23 protein-coding genes are annotated in these 20,191 nt (G+C 43.6%); 12 read left to right on the forward strand and 11 right to left on the reverse strand.

The window, feature by feature from the left end:
- The first annotated feature begins 14 nt into the window (after nt 1–14).
- Nucleotides 15–3,530 (forward strand): hypothetical protein, encoded by a 3,516-nt coding sequence (locus FLM53_RS13985; protein WP_176681583.1) that lies wholly within the window; start codon nt 15–17, stop codon nt 3,528–3,530.
- Nucleotides 3,531–3,602: 72 nt separating this feature from the next.
- Entirely contained in the window at nt 3,603–4,559 is a 957-nt protein-coding gene (locus tag FLM53_RS13990; protein WP_176681582.1) for an OmpA family protein, read from the forward strand.
- A 117-nt stretch (nt 4,560–4,676) separates the two neighbouring features.
- Here FLM53_RS13990 and FLM53_RS13995 read toward each other — a convergent pair whose 3' ends face one another.
- The 9 genes from FLM53_RS13995 to FLM53_RS14035 are packed head-to-tail and all read right to left on the reverse strand — an operon-like array spanning nt 4,677 to nt 12,506.
- Nucleotides 4,677–5,168, reverse strand: coding sequence for a hypothetical protein (locus tag FLM53_RS13995; RefSeq protein ID WP_256099372.1), 492 nt, complete (start codon nt 5,166–5,168; stop codon nt 4,677–4,679).
- Nucleotides 5,119–5,544, reverse strand: coding sequence for a hypothetical protein (locus FLM53_RS14000; protein WP_176681581.1), 426 nt, complete (start codon nt 5,542–5,544; stop codon nt 5,119–5,121). Before FLM53_RS14000 ends, FLM53_RS13995 begins: the two co-directional genes overlap by 50 nt.
- Nucleotides 5,545–5,551: 7 nt before the next feature.
- Complete coding sequence (locus FLM53_RS14005; protein ID WP_176681580.1) at nt 5,552–6,103, reverse strand: helix-turn-helix domain-containing protein; 552 nt, start codon at nt 6,101–6,103, stop codon at nt 5,552–5,554.
- A 3-nt stretch (nt 6,104–6,106) separates the two neighbouring features.
- Nucleotides 6,107–6,931 carry an outer membrane beta-barrel protein gene (locus tag FLM53_RS14010; protein WP_176681579.1) on the reverse strand — a complete coding sequence of 275 codons (825 nt, stop codon included), beginning with the start codon at nt 6,929–6,931 and terminating at the stop codon, nt 6,107–6,109.
- Nucleotides 6,931–7,971 (reverse strand): hypothetical protein, encoded by a 1,041-nt coding sequence (locus FLM53_RS14015; RefSeq protein WP_176681578.1) that lies wholly within the window; start codon nt 7,969–7,971, stop codon nt 6,931–6,933. The genes FLM53_RS14010 and FLM53_RS14015 overlap by 1 nt, the downstream gene beginning before the upstream one ends.
- Complete coding sequence (locus FLM53_RS14020; protein ID WP_176681577.1) at nt 7,971–8,669, reverse strand: hypothetical protein; 699 nt, start codon at nt 8,667–8,669, stop codon at nt 7,971–7,973. The genes FLM53_RS14015 and FLM53_RS14020 overlap by 1 nt, the downstream gene beginning before the upstream one ends.
- A gap of 2 nt (nt 8,670–8,671) precedes the next feature.
- The gene (locus FLM53_RS14025; RefSeq protein WP_176681576.1) at nt 8,672–11,455 is read right to left on the reverse strand and encodes a TcfC E-set like domain-containing protein; all 2,784 of its coding nucleotides are present in this window, start codon (nt 11,453–11,455) and stop codon (nt 8,672–8,674) included.
- Entirely contained in the window at nt 11,452–11,970 is a 519-nt protein-coding gene (locus FLM53_RS14030; protein WP_176681575.1) for a hypothetical protein, read from the reverse strand. Before FLM53_RS14030 ends, FLM53_RS14025 begins: the two co-directional genes overlap by 4 nt.
- Nucleotides 11,971–11,987: 17 nt before the next feature.
- On the reverse strand, nt 11,988–12,506 hold the full coding sequence (locus tag FLM53_RS14035; protein WP_176681574.1) for a hypothetical protein: 519 nt from the start codon (nt 12,504–12,506) through the stop codon (nt 11,988–11,990).
- A gap of 254 nt (nt 12,507–12,760) precedes the next feature.
- Between FLM53_RS14035 and FLM53_RS14040 the strand changes: the two genes are divergently transcribed.
- The 3 genes from FLM53_RS14040 to FLM53_RS14050 are packed head-to-tail and all read left to right on the forward strand — an operon-like array spanning nt 12,761 to nt 14,275.
- Nucleotides 12,761–13,378 carry a winged helix-turn-helix domain-containing protein gene (locus FLM53_RS14040; RefSeq protein WP_176681573.1) on the forward strand — a complete coding sequence of 206 codons (618 nt, stop codon included), beginning with the start codon at nt 12,761–12,763 and terminating at the stop codon, nt 13,376–13,378.
- Nucleotides 13,371–13,820, forward strand: a complete 450-nt coding sequence (locus FLM53_RS14045) for a hypothetical protein (RefSeq protein ID WP_176681572.1) — start codon at nt 13,371–13,373, stop codon at nt 13,818–13,820. The genes FLM53_RS14040 and FLM53_RS14045 overlap by 8 nt, the downstream gene beginning before the upstream one ends.
- Entirely contained in the window at nt 13,811–14,275 is a 465-nt protein-coding gene (locus FLM53_RS14050; RefSeq protein WP_176681571.1) for a hypothetical protein, read from the forward strand. Before FLM53_RS14045 ends, FLM53_RS14050 begins: the two co-directional genes overlap by 10 nt.
- Nucleotides 14,276–14,419: 144 nt before the next feature.
- Here the strand turns inward: FLM53_RS14050 and FLM53_RS14055 are convergent, their stop codons facing one another.
- Both FLM53_RS14055 and FLM53_RS14060 read right to left on the reverse strand, forming a co-directional pair.
- Nucleotides 14,420–14,839 (reverse strand): BLUF domain-containing protein, encoded by a 420-nt coding sequence (locus FLM53_RS14055; RefSeq protein WP_176681570.1) that lies wholly within the window; start codon nt 14,837–14,839, stop codon nt 14,420–14,422.
- A 307-nt stretch (nt 14,840–15,146) separates the two neighbouring features.
- A complete protein-coding gene (locus FLM53_RS14060) occupies nt 15,147–15,338 on the reverse strand; it encodes a hypothetical protein (protein ID WP_176681569.1) in 192 nt (63 codons plus the stop codon).
- A 517-nt stretch (nt 15,339–15,855) separates the two neighbouring features.
- Between FLM53_RS14060 and FLM53_RS14065 the strand changes: the two genes are divergently transcribed.
- The 7 genes from FLM53_RS14065 (at nt 15,856) to FLM53_RS14095 (ending at nt 20,152) form a co-directional block, all read left to right on the forward strand.
- Entirely contained in the window at nt 15,856–16,281 is a 426-nt protein-coding gene (locus FLM53_RS14065; RefSeq protein WP_176681568.1) for a hypothetical protein, read from the forward strand.
- A gap of 202 nt (nt 16,282–16,483) precedes the next feature.
- A complete protein-coding gene (locus FLM53_RS14070; RefSeq protein ID WP_176681567.1) occupies nt 16,484–17,296 on the forward strand; it encodes a hypothetical protein in 813 nt (270 codons plus the stop codon).
- Between the two features lie 115 nt (nt 17,297–17,411).
- The gene (locus tag FLM53_RS14075; protein WP_176681566.1) at nt 17,412–17,933 is read left to right on the forward strand and encodes a GNAT family N-acetyltransferase; all 522 of its coding nucleotides are present in this window, start codon (nt 17,412–17,414) and stop codon (nt 17,931–17,933) included.
- A 114-nt stretch (nt 17,934–18,047) separates the two neighbouring features.
- Nucleotides 18,048–18,299, forward strand: a complete 252-nt coding sequence (locus FLM53_RS14080; protein WP_176681565.1) for a TIGR03643 family protein — start codon at nt 18,048–18,050, stop codon at nt 18,297–18,299.
- A 66-nt stretch (nt 18,300–18,365) separates the two neighbouring features.
- Nucleotides 18,366–18,761, forward strand: coding sequence for a DUF3465 domain-containing protein (locus FLM53_RS14085; RefSeq protein WP_176681564.1), 396 nt, complete (start codon nt 18,366–18,368; stop codon nt 18,759–18,761).
- Nucleotides 18,762–18,810: 49 nt separating this feature from the next.
- Nucleotides 18,811–19,347, forward strand: coding sequence for a GNAT family N-acetyltransferase (locus FLM53_RS14090; protein WP_176681563.1), 537 nt, complete (start codon nt 18,811–18,813; stop codon nt 19,345–19,347).
- A 142-nt stretch (nt 19,348–19,489) separates the two neighbouring features.
- A complete protein-coding gene (locus tag FLM53_RS14095; RefSeq protein WP_176681562.1) occupies nt 19,490–20,152 on the forward strand; it encodes a DNA alkylation repair protein in 663 nt (220 codons plus the stop codon).
- Nucleotides 20,153–20,191: the final 39 nt, after the last annotated feature.

Genomic DNA, 20,191 nt, shown 5'->3' on the forward strand with positions numbered 1-20,191 from the left:
TATCTGGAAATTGTATGAAAGTATTTAGTAAGTCTCGTTTAGCAACGTGTGTGTTAGCTGCCATCCCAGTGATGGCGGTAGCGAAAGACACAGGTAAGCTTGAAAAGCTCGGTTCTGAGACGACAGGCATTGAAATCACTAAGCCGAACCAAGACCAAGACAGCTCGCGTATTTACCTTGAACAAGGCGCTATTTGGGCAAGCCGGGACATTACTCGCTTTGACCCAGTACTAGATGTCAGTGTCAGCGATGAATTAGAAGTCGAACAAGGCACACTGCGTGACAGCGTTGGTTTCACCATCACCACTAACTATGGTTACTACATTAAAAAGTACCAACTGGAAGTGTACCGTGTTGGTGACTTTGGTTTGTCTGAGCCAATCGCTGTGCTTGATGGCGATAAACTGGCAAACGATTCTGACATCAATTGGGATGGTCAAACCGATGTTGACTACCAGTTTGAGGTCGGTGAACAGTTGATGTTCCGCCTAAAAGCGTGGGACAAAGATGGCAACATGGATGTGACCACGGTTGGTGTGACGGATTTGGTGAAGCCTGACTCTGAAGTCGATATCGATCGCAACGATAACGACGATGAAGAGAGCAAAGACAAAAGTTACGGACAAGCTAAGCTGATGCGCCACAACATTCCGACCAATGCTGGCTTAGCCAAGTTCATTGGTACTGGTTTGAAAGGCGTCGATAAAGTCATCATCGGTGAAGATGAATTTGACGTTGAAGACGGCAACTTATACGCAGAGCAGTACTTACCAACAGACTCCTACATTTTTCCAACCAAGGTTGTGTTTGATAACGGTGATGAACGCCGCTACAAGCTTTACGTTCGTATCCCAGACATGTACTACGCACAAACGGGTTTGGCTGATCTTTATGTTGGTAAGAACAATGTGTCTGGCAACAGCGATGCATTGAGTGTCGATGACCAGTATCAAGATGACATCTATAACCAAGGTCGTTTGGCGTACTTTGGTCAGGGTAAATTTGGCGACAAACTTCGCGTGACCACTCACTTCGATACCCGAGAAAGTGAGATAAAAGACATGTTCAAACATCCGTTCGCATCAGACGATTCGGATGTGTTCGATATTCTCGAAGACGATGATGAGCTGTATTACGGCAATTATGGTGACAGCTCAAACATCGAAAAAGTAGTTAACACCAAGGGTAAGGTTTACCTCAACGTAGAATACGATAAATCGCAGTATCTATGGGGTAACTACAACACAGGGTTAACCGGTACTGAGAACAACGATTACAACCGTAGCCTTTATGGTTTTAAGGCAGATTACCGTACTCGCGATACCACACAATATGGTGAAGACCGTTTGAACGTGGTTGGTTTTACGGCAGAAGCTGACTCTTTGTATGCACATGATGAGTTCTTAGGTACGGGCGGTTCTCTGTATTTCCTTCGTCACGGCGAAGCGGTACCGGGAAGTGACAAAGTTTACGTAAAAGTAAAAGATGAATCTGGCCTAGTACAAAATGAAATCCCACTTGAGCCGGGTGTCGACTATGACTTTGACCCATACCAAGGTCGAATCATTCTGACCAAGCCACTCGACAATATTTTGTCTGACAGTTTCGGCAGCGTGATTGAAAACGGCGATGATTACGAAAACTTTCTGGTTGTCGACTATGAGTATGTCCCACAAGGTTCAGATTCGTTAGACGCGATGTCTTACGGTGGTCGTGCCAAAGGCTGGATCAACGATTACGTTGGTGTGGGTGTGACGTATGCGACTCAAGAAAAAGATAACCAAGACTACGAGTCTTACGGCACTGACTTAACGTTGCGTGCGACGGAAGGCACTTACATCAAGGCCGAGTTTGCCCACAGTGAAGGTACTCAAACCGAATCTAACTTTGTCTCTATCGATGGTGGTTTAACCTTTACGCCGATTGGTGACACGTTAGAAGACCGTGAAGGTGACAGCATTCAAATCACGGCAGTGACAAGCCTCTATGACCTTGCTCCAACCATCTTTGGCGCAGTAGGTAATGATCTGAAGCTTTGGTATCGAGACAAAGACGCAGGGTATAGCTACGCGAGCAGCAGCGACGACTTAGAGCAAGAAGCCTATGGTGCAGAACTTCGTTTGCAAGCGACCGACCGTTTGGCGGTGCTGTCTCGTTTCTCTACCAATGAAGAGCGCGATGTCGACGGCAACTTAGAAGCGGATACTGAAACCATTGAGGTCGAGACTCAAGTTAAAATCACTGAGCACATCAAGGTGTCTGCGGCGGGGCAACAAACCGAAGAGCTGAACCAAAACGATGAGCAAAGCGATGCGACCTTAGCCGGTGTGCGTTTGGAATACATGTGGGACAGCGACAACAGCGTCTACATCAAAGGACAAACCACAGTCTCTCAATCGGATGACTACGACGAGAACGATAGCGCATCGATTGGTGCGGAATTCCAAGTACTGGAAGACTTGTCGTTGGGCGGTGAATATACCGATGGCGACCGCGGCCAAGTTGCTGAAGCAACGGTGACTTATGATGTGTCGGATGACCACTCCACGTACGTGACTTACGTTGATGATAACTATGAAGGTGAAAACAACGTGATTGTCGGTCAGCGTGCAGACCTCACAAGTAGTGTCGATTTCTACCAAGAGAACCAGTTCGTTGATGAAAACGATGGTCACGGCCGTATCGATTCGTATGGCTTTGGTTACGACGTGACGGAAGATGTCGAGATGGGCATCGGTTATCAGCTTGGTGAAATTGAAGATGACGAGAACATCACCACAGAGCGTGAATCCATCAGCTTCAATGTATCTATTGACCTAGACGACATCACCCTAAGCCACAAATTCGAATACCGAGTGGACAAGAGTGAAGACGACCCAGAGATAGCACAACGTGAGCTGCAACAAATCGTGACGACCAACCGTTACACGCACCACTTAACGGAAGAATACACGCTGTTTGGTAAATACAACTACTCAATCACAGAGAGCGAAACCACTGGCGAAACCATGGCGCAATTTACCGAGGCAACGGGTGGGCTAGCGTATCGTCCGATCTACAACGATCGACTCAACTTACTGAGCCGCTACACCTACATTGCAGATTTCGATCAACTGGATCGCGATGTGGATTATCAAGATGAAACCAGCCAGATCATTGAAGTTGAAGCGATCTATTCGATCGACCAACATTGGGACGTTGGCACTAAGTACGCGCACAAAGACAAAGAGCAAGCCTTCGAGCGAGCGTCTGGTGCGAATGAGATGGTTAAGAGCGACATCGACCTGTACGGACTGAGTGCCTCTTATCGCGTGATGAAAGAGTGGGATGTGACGGGTGAATATCACTGGAAAACAGACACACTCAATGATGAGTTAGAGCACGGCGCGTTGGTCTCCGTGAACAAGCACATTGGTGAGAACCTAAAAATGGGCATCGGTTATAACTTCTCTGCGTTTGATAGTGATTTAACCAACGATGATGATTATGACGCTTCAGGCGTGTTCATTAACTTAGTCGGTAAGATTTAAGCCAGCCCAAAGAGGGTGAAAGTAGAGACTTAAAAATTGAAAACAAAAAGTAAGTTGAAAACGAAAAGTAAGATGAAAATAACAATTGGCCTAGTCAGCGGCGTAATGAGCGCTTTGCTTCTTGCTGGCTGTGCAACCGACACCTACGTGAGCCAGGAAAATCGAGATAAGTTTGCTGGCTTAGATGTGTCTAAGTTTTTGATTAGCGAATGTTTAGCGCCGGAACGTGAAGTGCATATCGCGATTGCAGAGCACTTTGCTTTTGATAAATACAAACTGCGCGATCTCGACAAGATCAACCTAGATACCTTTGTCGAAGAGATCAGAGGCCTAAAAGGGCGCATCACGATCGTTGGACACACTGATTACAAAGGCTCGTTGGAATATAATCAGCGCCTTTCACAACGCCGCGCTAAATCAGTCGCAGACTATTTGAAAGCGCACCTCGACCCAACCAATTACGACTGGGAAGTGAAGCACCTTGGTGAGACTCAACCTCTGTTGTTAGGTAAAACCGATAAAGACCGAGCGGAGAACCGCCGTGCGTTTATCGTGTTTGAAGAAGCGCAGAAGTACGAAGAGATGCCTTTCTGTGAACCACCAAAGCCTGAGCGTAAGGTGTACATGGCAATGACGCCGCACTTTGATTTTGATAAATCAGTGCTTAAGCCAGAAGACTTAACTCAGTTGGATGATTTCACAGCGCAGTTAAGTGGTTTGCAAGGCAGCATCATGGTCGCAGGACATACCGACCAAGCGGGTTCGGTTTCTTACAATGAGAAGTTGGCAGAGCGCCGCGCAGAAACAGTGGTTGAATACCTTAAAACTAAACTCGACCCTAAGCAGTTCATTTGGGAAGTAAAATCGTTCGGTAAATTGCAGCCAGCAATTAATGAACGTTCAGATAAAGCCGATGCACTCAACCGTCGAGCGTTTATCGTGTTTAAAGAGTCGGATATTACTGCCGAGCAACAAATGCTTTCCGGCAGTCAGCAGCAGGCGCTTTCTGACAGTGAGAGCAAGCTTTGAGTATAGAGAGTAAGCCGGAAGCTCCAGCTGACAACTAATAAGCTGGTGTTAGATTTAGACTTAGCTGCAAAAAAGCCCCATACATTGGGGCTTTTTTTGTGCGATTTTTTGAAGTGTTCAATCTATCTTGGGGTAGCTGCCTTGGATCCTGGCTAATTGAGTCTGTACCTTTTTAAACTGCAGCTCTTCATCGAATGACATGACGACCTTGTGTTCTCCCTGAGCCTTTAACCGAACGTCAAAAAGCCGATTGTTGGCATTGATGAAGTCACGTTTTAACTCCGGGGATAAGTGGTCGTCTACATGTAAGTACTTTGACTCCAAAATGAGAAAATAGAGCGTGTTTTGCGTGAAGCCAACTAACCCCGAGCTCTTTCTCGTTGTGCCGTCAGACAGAATATTCACAAAGGTAAACACACCATTATTGATATAGACATGCAACGAACGTTCGGGACCACTTAAAGAGCTCTCGAGTGTGAATTCATAGCCGACGAGTTTGATCCAAGGGCTTATCAAGAGCAAAATCGCCAGTAGCAACGATACCTTCCATAATGAAACTCTACCAGAAGCCCAAATCGCCCCTAAATTGAATGTTTTCGATTTTTTCATGTTCCAACCGTTTTCGCATATAAATTGTATTTTTATCAGAGCTTAGCTGTGCGACATTGATTTTAGATAAGTGCTGAATCGCATCGAGTTTTAATACCTCCCTGTCATCAATGTTGGGATTAAGAAATTCGTAGTCTTTGTCTAACGAGAGCATGAATACCGTGTCATTGAGCACGGCATAAACGCCATATCCTTTTTTTACTACCTCGTGTGGCAGAAACTGAACCGATGAATAAAGACCGTGGAAAAATTGCATGTGGGTTTCGGCATGTCGCTTAGTTTGCCCAGAGTAAATAGAGAACTCTCCGCCAGTCGCATTGATATAAGGAATAGCCAAAATGGCGAAGATAATAAGTAGTGGTCGTTTGAGCTTCATGAAAACCTCAGTTGAAAATAGAGTGATAGAGAGTAAAAGCGTAAGTCCAGATACATACCGTCAGTATCAGATCTTCCCAACGAAGCCGTTGATGCTTGCGAGTGCAACTAGAAATGCCTGGATTAATTCGTTTCCTCTTCGCTCTTTTTTCCACTGATAGAGGGCTTATAGGGTCAGTACCTGAGGCTTTGAGTCGTTTATAACTCGCACTCCGTTTGATGCTGGGCAGTTCGCCTTCTCCAACCAACTGAATGGAAGTCGGAATTAACAGCTTGTAGCCATGTGACGGCACTACGCGTATTTCTGAGTCGTCAATGATGGCCTTAAGTTTTTTCCTCAGGTGCATGATGCAGACATTCAACGAATTTGGGCCAACCACACGATCTGGCCAACCCGCCTTTTTCAGGTCTTGACGACTACAAGGCTTATAACTGTTGTCATAGAGAACATGCAGAACATTAAACTCGATGGTACTCAGAGAGACGGAGTGCAACAGAGTGAGTGGTTCTCCGTCATAGAGTTCTAATGCATCTCGTTTTGAATTTAGATACAACAACATGGCTTAATTACAGTGCTCGCTGGGAAGAAACACGATATCGCCAGCATGAATCAAGTCGATATCTTTGAGATCTGTAAAGCTACGATTGTGCTTTTTCAGTTCTTCAAAACTAATGTGGTGATTGTGAGCAATCTTAATCAGCCAATCGTCCTTCTTAACGATATAGCGAACAGTCTCGCAGGCTTGAGGCTCTACTTCAGCGACAACCTTAGGTTCATACACCGTCACTTCTGACGTTGAAGAGACAGAAATGTCGTCGTACACAATCGGTTCAGGGACGGATTCATTTTGTGTCGGGAAGTGGTAGCGCATACCGACACTGAGAACTTGCATATCTTTTTCTGGGTCATCGCTGAAGATGAACTTATAGCCGAACTTCATGGTGAGATGCTCGTCGAATTCATACTCCAAACCGAGTTGGCTGATTGGAGACCATGTATTGCCCTCCAGTAATGAACCCGCGCCAGCGTATAGGTTGTAATGGCGTGACAGTGGGATCGTCCCGAGTAACGAAATATCGGTGCTGTTGAATCTCTGTTCCTCAACTTCCGAATAAGGGTAATCTGGTTCTTTCATGGTTTTGATGTGTCCGTAAAAGCCAGTGCTGGCTTCGACAGACCATGTTTTACTAAGGTCGTAACCCAATAGAATTTGACCACCAAATGCGGTATCAGATACCTCAGAGTTTGTTTTCCCTGCGTTAGTGACGTCTGCACCTATGTAAAACGGCGAAGTGTCGGCCAAGCATAGGTTAGGCAGCATTAAGGCTACTGCGATAACGTATTTCGTCGTTAAAGCGTCACCGAAAGAAAAAGTCGATAGTTTCATTAGTACAGCTCCTCAAACATCACGGTGAAGCTTCCTGAATAAGTACCGGTTTCAACGTCTGTCGAGGGAATATTCTGGTAGTTAACATTAAGATCGAAATTGATCACTGAGCTTGGTGACTGAATCACATAGCTGGTTTGATTATTGTCGAGTTGATTGACGCCATTTTTAACCCAATCTGTATCCTCACAGTTCGCTTCATTGCACTGGATAGAGTAGGGAATCGATGTCTTACCTGATGCTGATGTCAGCTCAAATTCATTGGTGAGTAGCGTCATCGATAAGCCCGTACTGAACTGGCCAAGCGCGGTGATGTTGAACGTGGTCTGCGCTGAGACAGTATGATTCGTTGTGTCATACACTGGGCTCAGGACACCATCGCCTACCACATCAATGCTTTCTAAGCTGTTTGGTGTGTAATCGATATTGACGGTAAAAACGTCAGGCAAAATTCGATAGGTTAGCGCTCCACCCGCAGAGCGGTAGTAGTATTTGATGTCAGCAGGGATCGTTGCCGTGTAGACACCTTTTGCCTGACCTTGAAGTGCATTCAATAGTGAGGCTGTGTCTATGTTGAAGGTTGGACGATAGAAATAAAACGGCGTGATGGATTGCGGATACTCCAATGAGAAATCCGCACTGCAGTTTTGTGTATCACTATCATGAAGCGTAACGATGTTTCCCGACAATTGAGATTGGCTGCATACCGGTGTCACGAACAGGTTATCCCCACGCGTGAAAGGGTTTGATGCCGTATTGTATTGCAGGCCATTGACCGCAATTGCCGCTTCCACACTCTGACCTGCATTACTGGTTAATGTCATGGTGTCTGGCTTGTCTGTAACAAATGCACTTGGCAAAAACTGACTCGTTGTCGTGAGGCCACTCGCGATAGACCAATCACTCAAGGTGTAGTTATTTCCACCGAGTGTGATGGCGTTTTCAAAGCGTATCTGTTGCCCCTCAATATTAATGTTGAGAGTGGCTGCATAATTTGGCATAGCCGCGAACAGTAGCGACCATAAAACGAGTCGTTTCATTATTTGCTCTCGCTCAGAGTTACATCTTGACGGTAACTTTCGTCGTGGTTAACAACAGTGATTTTCAGGTTCGAAGGGTCGATGTTTTCCGGCAGAGGGTAGTTACGCTCACGGCCAGCTAGAGACATGATGGTGACTTCACAATCTTCTGTTACTTCATCTGTGCATTGATCGACATAGGCACGTACAAAGCTGTTACCTGTGTTGTTGATGTGCAGTTGGCCTTGATCTAAAGAAATCGAGTAATCAATATCTTGAGCTTGTGCTGGGATAACAAATAAAGGACGGTAGCCAAAGTTAATCGTCACGGCTGAATCCAACTTGCCTTCAGGGTCGTATGGAGAAGGTTCAAAGCTGACGAGGTAGTACTGGTCTTCAGTGAAGTCACATTTGTTACCACACAAAGAGCGCACGCCAATTTGCTTTTGACGGTGCGGTTCTAGAATGGTTTTGTTATGAGTCAGCGTGACGTGCCAATCTTCAAAGTTGTTTTCTGAGTAAGGAACACGCGTGATCTCGCCATCTTCAACCACTAATTGAGTAATGTTGGATTGGATGAATTCCGTGATCTTGTTGCTGTTAGTTAAAGTGAATACACCGTTTCCGTATTCGTCTCCAACCAATAACATGGTATCGACGTTCATCGCGTTAACAGAGGTTGCAAGAGCAGCAGTCAGTAAAATAGGAAGCTTTTTCATAATCAGTTACCTTCAGGTCGGTTAAGTACAAAGTTGTGCTCTCGTAGCGATTCCGAATTGGCGTAGCGAGCAACATTTTCTATGTGTTGACGTTGTTGATGACTGAGTTGAAGATCCTTATTTACAGTCAGGTAAACAAAAGAAGTACGACCTAAACGAGTGGTAATAAACTCCATCCCGTTGTCAGTCAGTGCATGCAATTGTTCGTTCAGTGTGTTGATGTCATCGAATTCTCCGATGTACATCACGTTAATTTCTTCGTTGTTACTCACCAACATCATTGATTCCATTGGATTCAAGTTTGGTTGGCAGAAGTTAGTACCAAAATTCAGCTGTTTCGCATCATCGACAGACGGTAAGTAGCACTGCTGGCCATTACTGGTTAGTGCGAACTGTTGACCTTCTTGTACGTCCACTTTGTGAATGCCAGACGTAATGCTTGATACGTTCAAACAAGCCGGGCCTTCACATTCAATGTCGTGTACATCATTGCCGAAAATATCTTTGAATTTGCTGACAAAACTGATCACACGGCTCACGTTTGAATTCAATTCGATGACTGAACCAGGGTGCGTGTATCCTGTCACCGATTGCTGGCCTGTGTTGTGCAAAGCGACGCTCTCGACATCAAGCTCGATGGTAGCGGCTTGGTAGTCATCTAACGTGATGACAGCTCGGTCGTCGTAGATGTATTGTTTGTTCATCACTTGGTCATCGGTTCTTACCACCACCAAGCCTTTGGTTTTGCGTTCATCGGCATCAAATCGAATGTTGTTTTGGGTATCGACAACCACATAAGCATCACTTTGTGCTGTAGTGAAACTCACGCTCTCGCCACCAATAATTTGGGTACTGCGTAATGTCGCGTTTAACGCTTTTTCGCCATTGTTCGCAGCGTACACAAAGCCATCAGCTTGGTAATGCTCATCCCGTTTGGCGGCATACGCTGTTACATTCGTCACCGCTGCGTTTGGCGAATTAACGTAGTAACTGTTGCTAGCCGTAAGTCGTAAATCTGTATCTTGGTCTTCGACTAAATCTTGTGTCTCTAAGCTGTTGGTATACTGGCTAAAGCCATTCTCTGTGACGGTGAAACCCGTGTTGCCAGTAAGCTTCGATGAAAGAGGTACCGACCAATTTAGAGAGATGGAGAGCTCACCATCATCCCAATTGGATGTCAGTTGCTCATTGTTAAAGGTGACGTTTAGGTCGAGAGTTGAATCGACAATAAACGGTGCACTTAAACCAGAAGACAGTGACCAGTTACTTAGCGAGCTGTTGTATAAATTACTTTGTTCAATGTAATTCACTGAGCTGTACCCACGCACCGTGTCACCAATGGTGTAGCTGGTGGAAATACCGAGCTGTTCTTTGTCACTGGCACCGTATAAGTATTCTGCAAATGGGTTTTGGTCTGGGTTGTTTAGGCGCTCATAGGTAAAGCCCAAGCTGCCAAGGTTCCAATAACCAGACAAATACCAAGCTTCACTATCGATGTTCGAAAGGAACATTTCATAGCGGCTATCGAATGGTAGGTAGCCTTTAAAACCCAATTGGCCCATCGCATGTTCGTTGGTCAAAGTGCTACCAATCGCGACCGTTTGAGTGTTCGACCATTTATAAGCCAACCCACCTTGAAGAAATGCCACGCCTTCGAATTCATTCGTTGAAGACATGCCTGATGGTTGGTCTTCGTCACTTTGATAAGTGTCGTTGTCTTGAAATTGGCCCGCGGCGATCGAGTAATCGAATTCACCAGTATTCAATGTGTCTGTATTCGCGTTATAAATTCGTACCGATTCAGAAGAGACCACTTGAGTACCCACGGAGATCTCAACGGTTACGTCATAAACGCCATTTGGTAGCTCTGAGTAGCTGATGCTGCCTTGGCCTTCTTGTACAGACTGTTGCACGATGATTTGCTCATCGCGGAATATCTTGAGTACGCCTTGTGTTTGCGCATAGAAGTACAGCGATTGGTCTTCGTTTTTAGCGGTACGGCTTAGGTTCTTGCTCGAAGACAAATTCAGGTTTACGTCATGATATTGCGTGCTGTTGAGCAAGAAAGAGGTGCTGTTTAGCGCCAAGCGATCTTGGTGGTAGCCAGCCGTTAAACGCAGGTTTTGGTACTCTAAGTTGTAGTAACCGTAATTCAGTTCAGACGCATCTTCTTGGTTGCTCAGATAGGTATCGACATGAACCGAGCCATAAGGCAGCCCCAAGATGAATTGATCGCTTAAATTCACATTCAAGTTATTAGTAAAATCGCTTGATGTGTACAAGCTTGCGTTGTTAATCAAGCCTGGGTTTGCGTTGTAAGTCGACGCATAATGCTTCTTGAGTGCTTTAGGTTTGCTTTCCTCAAGCAGTTCTTTATTCACATAGAGGTACAGCTTGTTCGAGTGATAGTCATAAAATGTGTCGTAGCTTTTCGGTGTAAGGCTACATAAGTTCAGGTCACCTTGGCAGTCGACAGTATTCGACTGACCGCGAGTAAACCCAGCGACAATCTGCTTTGCTGTACGCTCATTTAATCCTGATGACATCAGTTCACTTGCAACGGCAGTTGCATCTTCAGGGTTGCTGAATTGCACTGAATCGTAAGTTACAGACATAGGAATCGTCATGTAACGACCATCAATGTTTTTTATCTCGACATCGCGCTCTTGTTGCGAATAAAAATCTTCAAATCCCGCTGGGATTAAAGTGTTTCCATTAGCAAAAACCAGTTGTGACAAGGTCAACGAACCTAAGATCGTTGTTGTAATAAACGTGCTATTTTTCACAGTGAAAGCTCCGCTAAAACAGATAACTGGCCTTGGCACAGGTTTGAGCCTGTCGGTAAAGCCCCAAAGGATAAGATGACGTCGTATTCGCCACCCTTTAGGTCGTCTGATGTGGTATTGAAATCCATCAGAACTGGGTTCGATGACGTTAAGGGTTGATCCGCGACAGTGACATCGACAAGATCAGCAGGCGTCGGTAATGCTTGCTGATCAATGTTGAAACACTGCGCAGTATTGCCCGTCATGAACAGCTGGAAGCGAGTCGATTGGTCTGAACTTGGAATATCGGTTTCAACCAATAACTGGGTTGTTGCATCACGGAAAGAGTCGCTTTTTGGATCGACCGTTAGTGTCAATGAAGAAGGGGAAAACGCGACCTTTGTGATCTGATAAGAGAAAAAGTTCTTCTTATCGATATCACTCGTTAATTGGAACGTATGAGTTTCTGCATTGGCATAAAGGCTCATAGCGCCTGCAGTCAACAGAGCGAGAAGTGGACGAGTTGCGTAATTCACAGTTTTCCCCAAACGACTTAAAGCTGTTCTACGTAGCTGGCAGCCATTTGCACTGAGACAGTAGCATTGCCTTGTACTGGAATATCAGTAATCTCAATGTCATTCTTCACGGCGAGCTTGACATATGAAATGTCAATCACGGTAGGCGTTGCTTTCTGAAGTTCCAAACCATCGTCGTAAACTTTGATGTCAGCTTGGTCGGAGACTTGACCGTCGAGCAAAAGCTGAGATGTTACGTAAGTCCAGGTAGCTCCAGGTTGTCGGTCACCAACTGTTGCGGTGTCTGGGTTAAATTGACGAGATTCGAGTACCACTTCCGACGATGAGAATGTACCTTTTGAATCAACGTATAATTTGCCTGTTTCAATGTCTCCACCGCCCAAACCAGTGATGATTAGATTAGAACTTGGAATCGATGAACCAATGTCACCAGACCAAAGTACATTAGCGATAGCCGCATCATCTGCCGCGTATATCGAACCAGAAGTCATAGCGAATGCTGTTGCACCCATCACGAAAAAGTTATTAAGTTTCATCTTTGTCACCTATTGTTTATAAATGTATGTATAAAAATAAAAGGTGCATTGGAATCGAGATTACATGCACACTTTCGAGGTGACTGATTTGACTTCAATGGCGTATGAATTGGAAATAAAAGCCCGTTAATAGTGCTTTATACGCAGTTAATAACGTTTAATTTTTTAGGTTTATCACGGTTAACTGACTGATAAATCGTGTTTTATGTTTTTTTAGGCTACTTTTAGTAGGTGGCAGTAATACAGGGAAAAGAATGTTTAAAAGACTTTCTATAGATACAGTAAGAAGAACCATCACTTTGATAGACAGTGACTCTGGGCAAGAGAATCAGCCCTTAGAACTGAATCGAAGTGAATACAACTTGCTGTTGGCTTTCTGTGAATCACACGGAGAAGTGATTGATAAGCAGGCGTTGATAGAAAAAGGATGGCCAGGAAGAGTGGTTGGTGATAACTCTTTGGCCGTCGCTATCATGAAGTTGAGAAAAAAGTTAGACAGTTTAGAGCTTGGGTTTGAAGTGAATAATTTGCCCGGAGAGGGGTATGTGTTCATCAATGCGATGAACATTGAAATTGTTCATGATGAATCTGCAGCAAATAATGAAGCGATCATTGAGTCTCACGAATCAGATCTCGAAAAAGAGACAATTCAAGAAGTCGTTTCTCAGGCCGCTGATGACAATGTAGAAACTCCGATGACGACTCAAGATTCGACCGCGTCTTCTGCCTCTAACGTGTTTCAACGTTGGAGCAAAAAGCCCGTTGTTTGGGAAATCACCATTGCACTCTTTATTGGCCTAATCATGTTCTACTTCGTTTATCGCGAAGCCTTCGAGTGCTTTGAGTGTTTCGGCGGAGGTGCTGGTGGTTAGCCTTAAGTCTCTGAGCCTACGGATTGGGCTTTTTATTGTGGTGCTGTTTTTGGTGCCGTGGTTTTTGTCTTTAGGTACTTACTTTTCTGGCTATGCTCACTTTGAAGACGATGAGCACGACATTATTTTGAACGCAAAATCTGGCCTTTATAAGACTATCCACAGTTATGAAGGGCAGGTGTATCGAGTGCATCGAGGGATTTATGCATCTTTGGGTGACTCATTGTATTTCTTTTCCTTAGATGGTGATTATGAAGCGAACCTTGATCCCGAATTTGCAGCCAAGGTTGTCGCGAGCGACTTGGAAAATTATTTTAGAGGTTTAACCCACGTGCGCATCGCTGAGCAAAATGGCAAAGTTATTGGGTTATTGCAGAAAGACGATATTAAGAAGAAGTTCGACCAAGTCGTAATTCAAGGACGGTTAAAAGTATGGGATTAACGAGAAAAACTCAGGTTCTATCCATCATTGCCTTACTTGTATTGCCACTACTTGTACCTTGGGCAAATGCCATGTTTAGCGACTTCAAAATAACCAGTCATTTTGACGATCGTGATGTGACCATCATTGGCTCTCATGGTCGTTTCAAAGCTCAAGCCGCTTATCACGATGGTACTCATGCTGTCGGCACGGGCTATTATGGCACTTTATTTGATACGATTTACTTACTGACAGTACGCAGTGATAAAGTCGTGGAAGGCAATCCTAATAATCTCAACGCGTTTCTTCGTTCCCACCAAACATTGCTGGTTTTTAAGATTAAGCAAGACGAGCACGGGCAATACGTTGTAAGAAGGCTTGAGGAGGACCCAAGGTTAGGAATGCACGAAAACAAAATTGAGGCCGCTGGATACTTTGGGCCAATTTCATCTATACCAACTCCAGCACCGTTATAGATTGTTGTTTATATTTATCGGATTATCTTGAGCGTTAGTATGAAACAAAAAGGCTAGATTCACATCTAGCCTTTTTTGTATCTGAGCTTAGCAACAGAGGATGTTCGCCCTTCAACTCGCTGGCGATTTGGTTTGGAATACAGATTATTGAGATGGCAAATTCTGTTTCAGCTCTAGAAGCATTTGATACGCACTTTCTCCAGACATCTCATAAGGATTGAATTGATCAGATGTCGAAAACTGTAAGTTCACTAATTCGGTCAGGCTTGATTGCGGAATATCGCCCATCGACCAATCTCCAAACTTCCGGCAATCTATCTCTTTGAAATACAAGATCATGACTTTCTCGTGCCGTTTATCATTGAGAATATGATTGTAGGTATGGTTAACCGCAGTTCTAGAACCTTCGATACATTGTAGGAAATACTTATCGTTGTGACTAAGAAGGCCAGTTAAGTAGCTCTGCTTATTACGATCGTGTGAGATCTTGAGAATTTCATCTAAAGCCTTCGAGTCGCAGCTTTCACAGAGCGTACTGACATAAATTAACCGAGTTAGGCGCATAGGCATCACTTCGAATTTTGTTCAAAAGGTATTAATAAATATAAGCCAAGCTCATGGAATTGCTAATTATTGGTAGAATTATCACTAATGAGGTTTTTGGGAAAGGATAACAATCAGCATTCGTTAGAAAAGAATAACTGGGAAGCGGTATTGAAATGATAGGAGAGTCTATAGCTTGATCGTTTCTGAGGTAGGAGTCATGAGCAGGCAACTTTCGTTATTTTGCTCGTGTATGTTGTCTTAAATAACCATACTTTCGATTAACTATCGTTACCTGCATGTAATCTAGCGCTAGCTTTTAATATCGCTACTTGTTTAAAACCGAAATCGATTCAACGTTTGAAGATGCGTCAAATCTGACATTGACCATCACGCTTTCACGCTCAAAAGTGACATCATCAAAATCTGTTGCTGCGATCTTAAATCCATTCTTTGCGAATAGGCTCGTCACCATTGTTCGTTGTTTCTGCTCCATAGCGTATGTCAGTAGCTCGTCCATCGTCATCTCCATTAGGCAACAGTGTGTATAAAGTAACCATACAGACTCCACGTTATGAGATCAATTGCTTAATTGATAGCCCCTGTTGATGTCATGCAATGAATGATTTGATCATTCAGCTTGCTAATAGGCGGGTGGCTCAACTATGGCAGAGGTTATGGGTAATGGTAGTGTTATGTGACAAGGCTTCAAGCTCTGGAGTAGAAGCTGTTTTTTACCAAAATGGGATAGAAATAAGTGCTTACAAAACGGCTCAACGCTGTTTGTTGTTTTGGCCAACTTCTCCCATGGAGCCAATACAACAACTCAATAGAAGAATAGAGTTTTAGGAGGAGCTAATATCCAAGATACGTATATATCTATTGGGATTGTAAATGTCAGGTTGGTATTGTCATAAGTGTTATTAATTCCATAAGCTTGATTTTAACATTTGTTTGATTTATAAATTCCTCATTCATCAATAACCTCATGATTATATTAGTTTTTACTAACCTTTAAATAACATGGAGAAAAGGCGATGAATAAGAACCAAACACGCAGTAGGTTAGCGAATTTAATTAGATTTCGTAAGCCTTATAAGGCAACGGATTTTCTTGTCAGCTCTAGTGAACTGCGAGTTAAGAAAGATGTGTATAGCTTGCGTAAGATTAAGCAGTTAGAAATTCGTCAATTGGGCATTAAAGAAAACGCAATCAATATCGTTTCATTGGCTTTGGTACTCTCTGCTGCGACTTGGGCGTTTGTACCTCAGTTTGGCTTGCCAATGCTTGCACTGACTTTTATTTTGGCTTTTGTTTCATGGCGAAAATACGAGTTGCGTGCAGAGTTTAAAGGGGCAGACGAAACCGGCGATCATTGGGTTTCTGTGGCTCGTGGTTGCACTCGAGAAGAGTTCAAAGTGTTGAAAAATGTCGAATTGGCATTACGCGACCAAGTTTCTTAGTAAGCAGGGTATAGCAATACGCTAGGTTCAATAATAAACAAGGCTCGTCATCAATTGGCGAGCTTTTTATTTTCAGAAAAACATCGATAGAACAGGTTACTTTTAGAGACCACTCTTATATGTGTAATAGTGATTTTTATGAATCTTGAGTCACGGCATTGATGATGCTCTTTATGGCTTTGAGTATCGGGAGAGGATGGAAATGAATACACGAGTCAGTCTGAGTTCTTTTAAAAGGCTCATCCAGTTAGTTGGCTATGTTTTGATTATAGTGTTGAGCAATAGCCGATTCTCGAATGCTCAAAGCGTAGAGCTTCCTACTTGTGCGCAGAGTGAGGTTTTGAATACAGAAATCCACCTTTATGTTGATGAATCTGTGTTAGTCGAATATTCCAAAGAATTTATAACCTCTAAGATAGCGACATGGGAAAGCTATTCGAATCTGGTGTTGAAGAACTCCTGCATTCCTATGACGAGAAAAGTAACCAAGGTGACTTATAACTCGGTAATCGATAGCCTCTGGTTTCAAGACTTGAGCGCAGCAGAGAGGTTATTAAAACTATCGATGGAAGAACCGATTCCTGAAACAACAGAGGAAGGTGTTCCCATTTTTAAAGGGATAGTATTTTCTAACTATAATTCTAGTTTCGAGTCTGATTATTGTGGTATCTCATCTCCAGTATCCTATTTTTTCTCTTTGGCTATAAATTGCCCAGACTCGACAATGGAACATGAAATTGGTCATTTAAGTGGTGCTAATCACGACTACAAAACGTTATTGAAAGACTCTGGTAGCATCGAAAGTTACATTTCTGGATCGTACCCAAGAGTTCCTCAATATTCCTTTGGCGCAATTTGTGCTGATAGAGGAACAGTGATGTCTTATGAGCGAGATGTTATACCTGCTTATTCCAACCCGGACATCAGAGTGGATGGCATAAAGTGCGGGGATAGCAAACACCACAACAATGCGAGAGTGCTCAGAGAATTCGCACAAGCTTATCTAACCCCATGATTGTTTTGCGGCTAGATCGGTAGTCATTCGACTTAGTTACTTCATTCTTAATGACTGTTATGGTTGAGATCAATCCCTCTGTAATCAAGACTAAGATCTAAAGCAAGGAGAGCAAATGCAAGTAACTATCAGACCTGCAATACCAAGCGAACTAGAAGCCATTTACGCCTTGGTTACCTTAAATGATGAGTGGACGAAGTTTAATGGACCTTATTTCCAGTACTCTCATCCATCATTAGAAAAGTTTGAAGAACATTCGTTTCAACGGTTGCTTGATGGCGACGACATCCAGTTGGTAGTGGTCGATGGTGTGCCAGTTGGAACCGTGAGTTGCTACTGGGAATGCGAAGAGACACGTTGGCTCGAAGCGGGAGTGGTGATTTATAACTCTGATTATTGGGGGAAGGGGATCGCAGCACTGGCACTTCCGCTCTGGATTACTTACTTATTCGAAAACAAACAGATAGAGCGTGTAGGCTTGACTACTTGGTCAGGTAACCCGCGCATGATGTCTCTCGCTTTGAAGCTAGGTTTCCAGCAAGAAGCAAGGCTGAGAAAGGTCCGATATTACCAAGACAAGTATTATGACTCGGTGAAGTATGGGATGCTGCGTAGCGAGTGGCTGGAGAGAGGGTAGCGACAAGTATCTGTTTTTTTGCTTGATGATACCTTATCGATTCAGCGGTAACACCCTGATCTAAAAAGTGATAGTGAGCGTACTTCTACTCAGATTTTAAAGAATGAGTAGACAATGAAATTATCTAAAGAGAATGAATCAAGAATTATAGAAATGGCCTGGGAAGACAGAACCCCGTTTGAGGCGATTGAGTTGCAATTTGGTTTGAACGAATCAGAAGTGATTCGCTTCATGCGAAGCCATCTGAAGCTTGGCAGTTTTAAATTGTGGCGCACACGTGTTTCTGGTCGCTCTACCAAGCACGTAAAACTTCGCCGTTCAGAGGTATCGAGAGGGTATTGTCCTACTCAATATAAGCATCGCTAAATAAGGACTTATTTAGTCAGTAATTCCAATGAATACCTCAATATGGAAACGACAGGAAGAAAAGGAATGAGACAGTTTTTTACTTTAGTTTTGGTAACACTTTGCATTGGTGTTGGTTATGTTCAAGCCAATGATGTTCGTCTTAAGCAAGCTTATGAGCGTCACCAAAGCGATGTACAAGTTCGTGGCTCTGGTACAGTTTTTCGATTACTTTCAGATGATAATAAAGGTTCTAGACATCAGAAATTCATCTTACGTTTGGACAGTAAACAAACCGTGTTAGTCGCGCACAATATCGACTTGGCTCCTCGTATTCAAGATATAAGAAAAGGGGACCGAGTTGAATTCTATGGTGAATACGAGTGGAACAAGAAAGGTGGTGTCATTCACTGGACTCACAGAGACCCTAACAACCGTCACGTCCACGGTTGGTTAAAGCACAATGGGAACGTATATGAGTAAACACCTCCGAGACTTTCCCTTCATGGCTATGAAATAAAAAGGAATTCTGATGTTCAAACTGGAAACTGATAGGTTGGTGCTCCGAGATATGACGCTCGAGGATCAAAGCGCGTTTGTCGTTATGTCACAGGATGCAAAGTATCAGCGCTTCTATGATGAGACTGATTGTGAGCCTAGTAAGTACCAACAACTCACCCAATTGTTTGTTGAACAGGCTGAGGAAGATCCTCGTCAGTCCTATCAATTAGCTGTTGAAAGTAAAGAGTTAGGGAAGTTTATCGGAACCGTGTGTTTACGCCTTGAAGATAACCAGCAAGCTTCAATGGGCTGCGCTTTTGCGAGAGAAATTCAGGGGAAAGGGCTACCTATAGAAGCGGCTAAAGCTCTGGTTGAGTTTGGGTTTTCAGAGTTAGGGGTTCATCGTATTTATGCAGAAACCATTGGTGATAATCTAGCAGCTATAAGATTGTGTAAATCACTCGGGATGAGACAAGAAGCGTGTTTTAAAGAGCACAGGTTCTTCAAAAATAAGTGGTGGGATACAGTCGTATTCGCGATTCTTAGTACTGAATGGGAAAGGTGCTGAAATACCCAAGCGTACTTATCTAATTTATTAACCATTGATTCTTAACATGTGGCACTTCCTTAGTAATTTAAAAAATTACTAATACTTCGAACTTTAGGCTTTGTTGGCTAGTCACTTGTAACTTTATGGGGGTACTTCTTTAGTGGATATAGTGGAAACGGTTAATCGGCATCTTTCAGAAGTTGGCTATCCGAAAGCAAGCATCAAAACAGGTCAGGTTCGAACCATATCTGCTCAGACTTTTAAGGCTATTGAAGATAAAGACATCTCACACGTGTTGTCTTTGTGCACTCAATTATTAGAACAAAGAGACTGGGCACTAGGTGTTATCGCTTACGATTGGGCTTTTAGGGTAAGGAAACAATATTCAAAAGACACGTTCCCGATCTTTGAACGTTGGTTAAAAGAGTTCGTCACAGACTGGAACGATTGTGACGACTTTTGTACTCATGCTTTTGGGGATTTGTTGTCTCAGTATAATGATTTGTTCGATCTCACAATCAAATGGGTCGAGCATTCGAATTTTGCTGTACGTAGAGCCGCTGCTGTCATCTTAATTTATCCAATCAATCAGAATCGATACGCCGCGTTGGATCCGTTTCGCGTGGCGGATCTATTGCTTGAAGATAACCATGACTTAGTACAGAAAGGCTATGGTTGGATGCTTAAAGTGCTCAGTCAAAAAGAGCCTGAATTGGTTGTTCGTTATTTAAAGGCTAACTATGCAGTAATGCCAAGAGTGGCATTTCGCTACGCGATTGAAAAGTTGGATGATAAAACTAAGCGAGAGCTCATGTCACTTTGACCAATGGCATACCTGAAATCATTATCAGAATTCTGTGTG

It is taken from the genome of Vibrio sp. Scap24 (assembly GCF_013394185.1).
Taxonomy (GTDB): Bacteria; Pseudomonadota; Gammaproteobacteria; order Enterobacterales; family Vibrionaceae; genus Vibrio; species Vibrio pomeroyi.

What these genes read in the sequence shown, in the direction of transcription:
- FLM53_RS13985 (WP_176681583.1), top strand. Translation starts at nt 15, where the DNA reads ATGAAAGTATTTAGTAAGTCTCGTTTAGCAACGTGTGTGTTAGCTGCC.
- FLM53_RS13990 (WP_176681582.1), top strand. Translation starts at nt 3,603, where the DNA reads ATGAAAATAACAATTGGCCTAGTCAGCGGCGTAATGAGCGCTTTGCTT.
- FLM53_RS13995 (WP_256099372.1), bottom strand. Translation starts at nt 5,168, where the DNA reads ATGAAAAAATCGAAAACATTCAATTTAGGGGCGATTTGGGCTTCTGGT.
- FLM53_RS14000 (WP_176681581.1), bottom strand. Translation starts at nt 5,544, where the DNA reads ATGAAGCTCAAACGACCACTACTTATTATCTTCGCCATTTTGGCTATT.
- FLM53_RS14005 (WP_176681580.1), bottom strand. Translation starts at nt 6,103, where the DNA reads ATGTTGTTGTATCTAAATTCAAAACGAGATGCATTAGAACTCTATGAC.
- FLM53_RS14010 (WP_176681579.1), bottom strand. Translation starts at nt 6,931, where the DNA reads ATGAAACTATCGACTTTTTCTTTCGGTGACGCTTTAACGACGAAATAC.
- FLM53_RS14015 (WP_176681578.1), bottom strand. Translation starts at nt 7,971, where the DNA reads ATGAAACGACTCGTTTTATGGTCGCTACTGTTCGCGGCTATGCCAAAT.
- FLM53_RS14020 (WP_176681577.1), bottom strand. Translation starts at nt 8,669, where the DNA reads ATGAAAAAGCTTCCTATTTTACTGACTGCTGCTCTTGCAACCTCTGTT.
- FLM53_RS14035 (WP_176681574.1), bottom strand. Translation starts at nt 12,506, where the DNA reads ATGAAACTTAATAACTTTTTCGTGATGGGTGCAACAGCATTCGCTATG.
- FLM53_RS14040 (WP_176681573.1), top strand. Translation starts at nt 12,761, where the DNA reads ATGTTTAAAAGACTTTCTATAGATACAGTAAGAAGAACCATCACTTTG.
- FLM53_RS14050 (WP_176681571.1), top strand. Translation starts at nt 13,811, where the DNA reads ATGGGATTAACGAGAAAAACTCAGGTTCTATCCATCATTGCCTTACTT.
- FLM53_RS14055 (WP_176681570.1), bottom strand. Translation starts at nt 14,839, where the DNA reads ATGCGCCTAACTCGGTTAATTTATGTCAGTACGCTCTGTGAAAGCTGC.
- FLM53_RS14060 (WP_176681569.1), bottom strand. Translation starts at nt 15,338, where the DNA reads ATGGACGAGCTACTGACATACGCTATGGAGCAGAAACAACGAACAATG.
- FLM53_RS14065 (WP_176681568.1), top strand. Translation starts at nt 15,856, where the DNA reads ATGAATAAGAACCAAACACGCAGTAGGTTAGCGAATTTAATTAGATTT.
- FLM53_RS14070 (WP_176681567.1), top strand. Translation starts at nt 16,484, where the DNA reads ATGAATACACGAGTCAGTCTGAGTTCTTTTAAAAGGCTCATCCAGTTA.
- FLM53_RS14075 (WP_176681566.1), top strand. Translation starts at nt 17,412, where the DNA reads ATGCAAGTAACTATCAGACCTGCAATACCAAGCGAACTAGAAGCCATT.
- FLM53_RS14080 (WP_176681565.1), top strand. Translation starts at nt 18,048, where the DNA reads ATGAAATTATCTAAAGAGAATGAATCAAGAATTATAGAAATGGCCTGG.
- FLM53_RS14085 (WP_176681564.1), top strand. Translation starts at nt 18,366, where the DNA reads ATGAGACAGTTTTTTACTTTAGTTTTGGTAACACTTTGCATTGGTGTT.
- FLM53_RS14090 (WP_176681563.1), top strand. Translation starts at nt 18,811, where the DNA reads ATGTTCAAACTGGAAACTGATAGGTTGGTGCTCCGAGATATGACGCTC.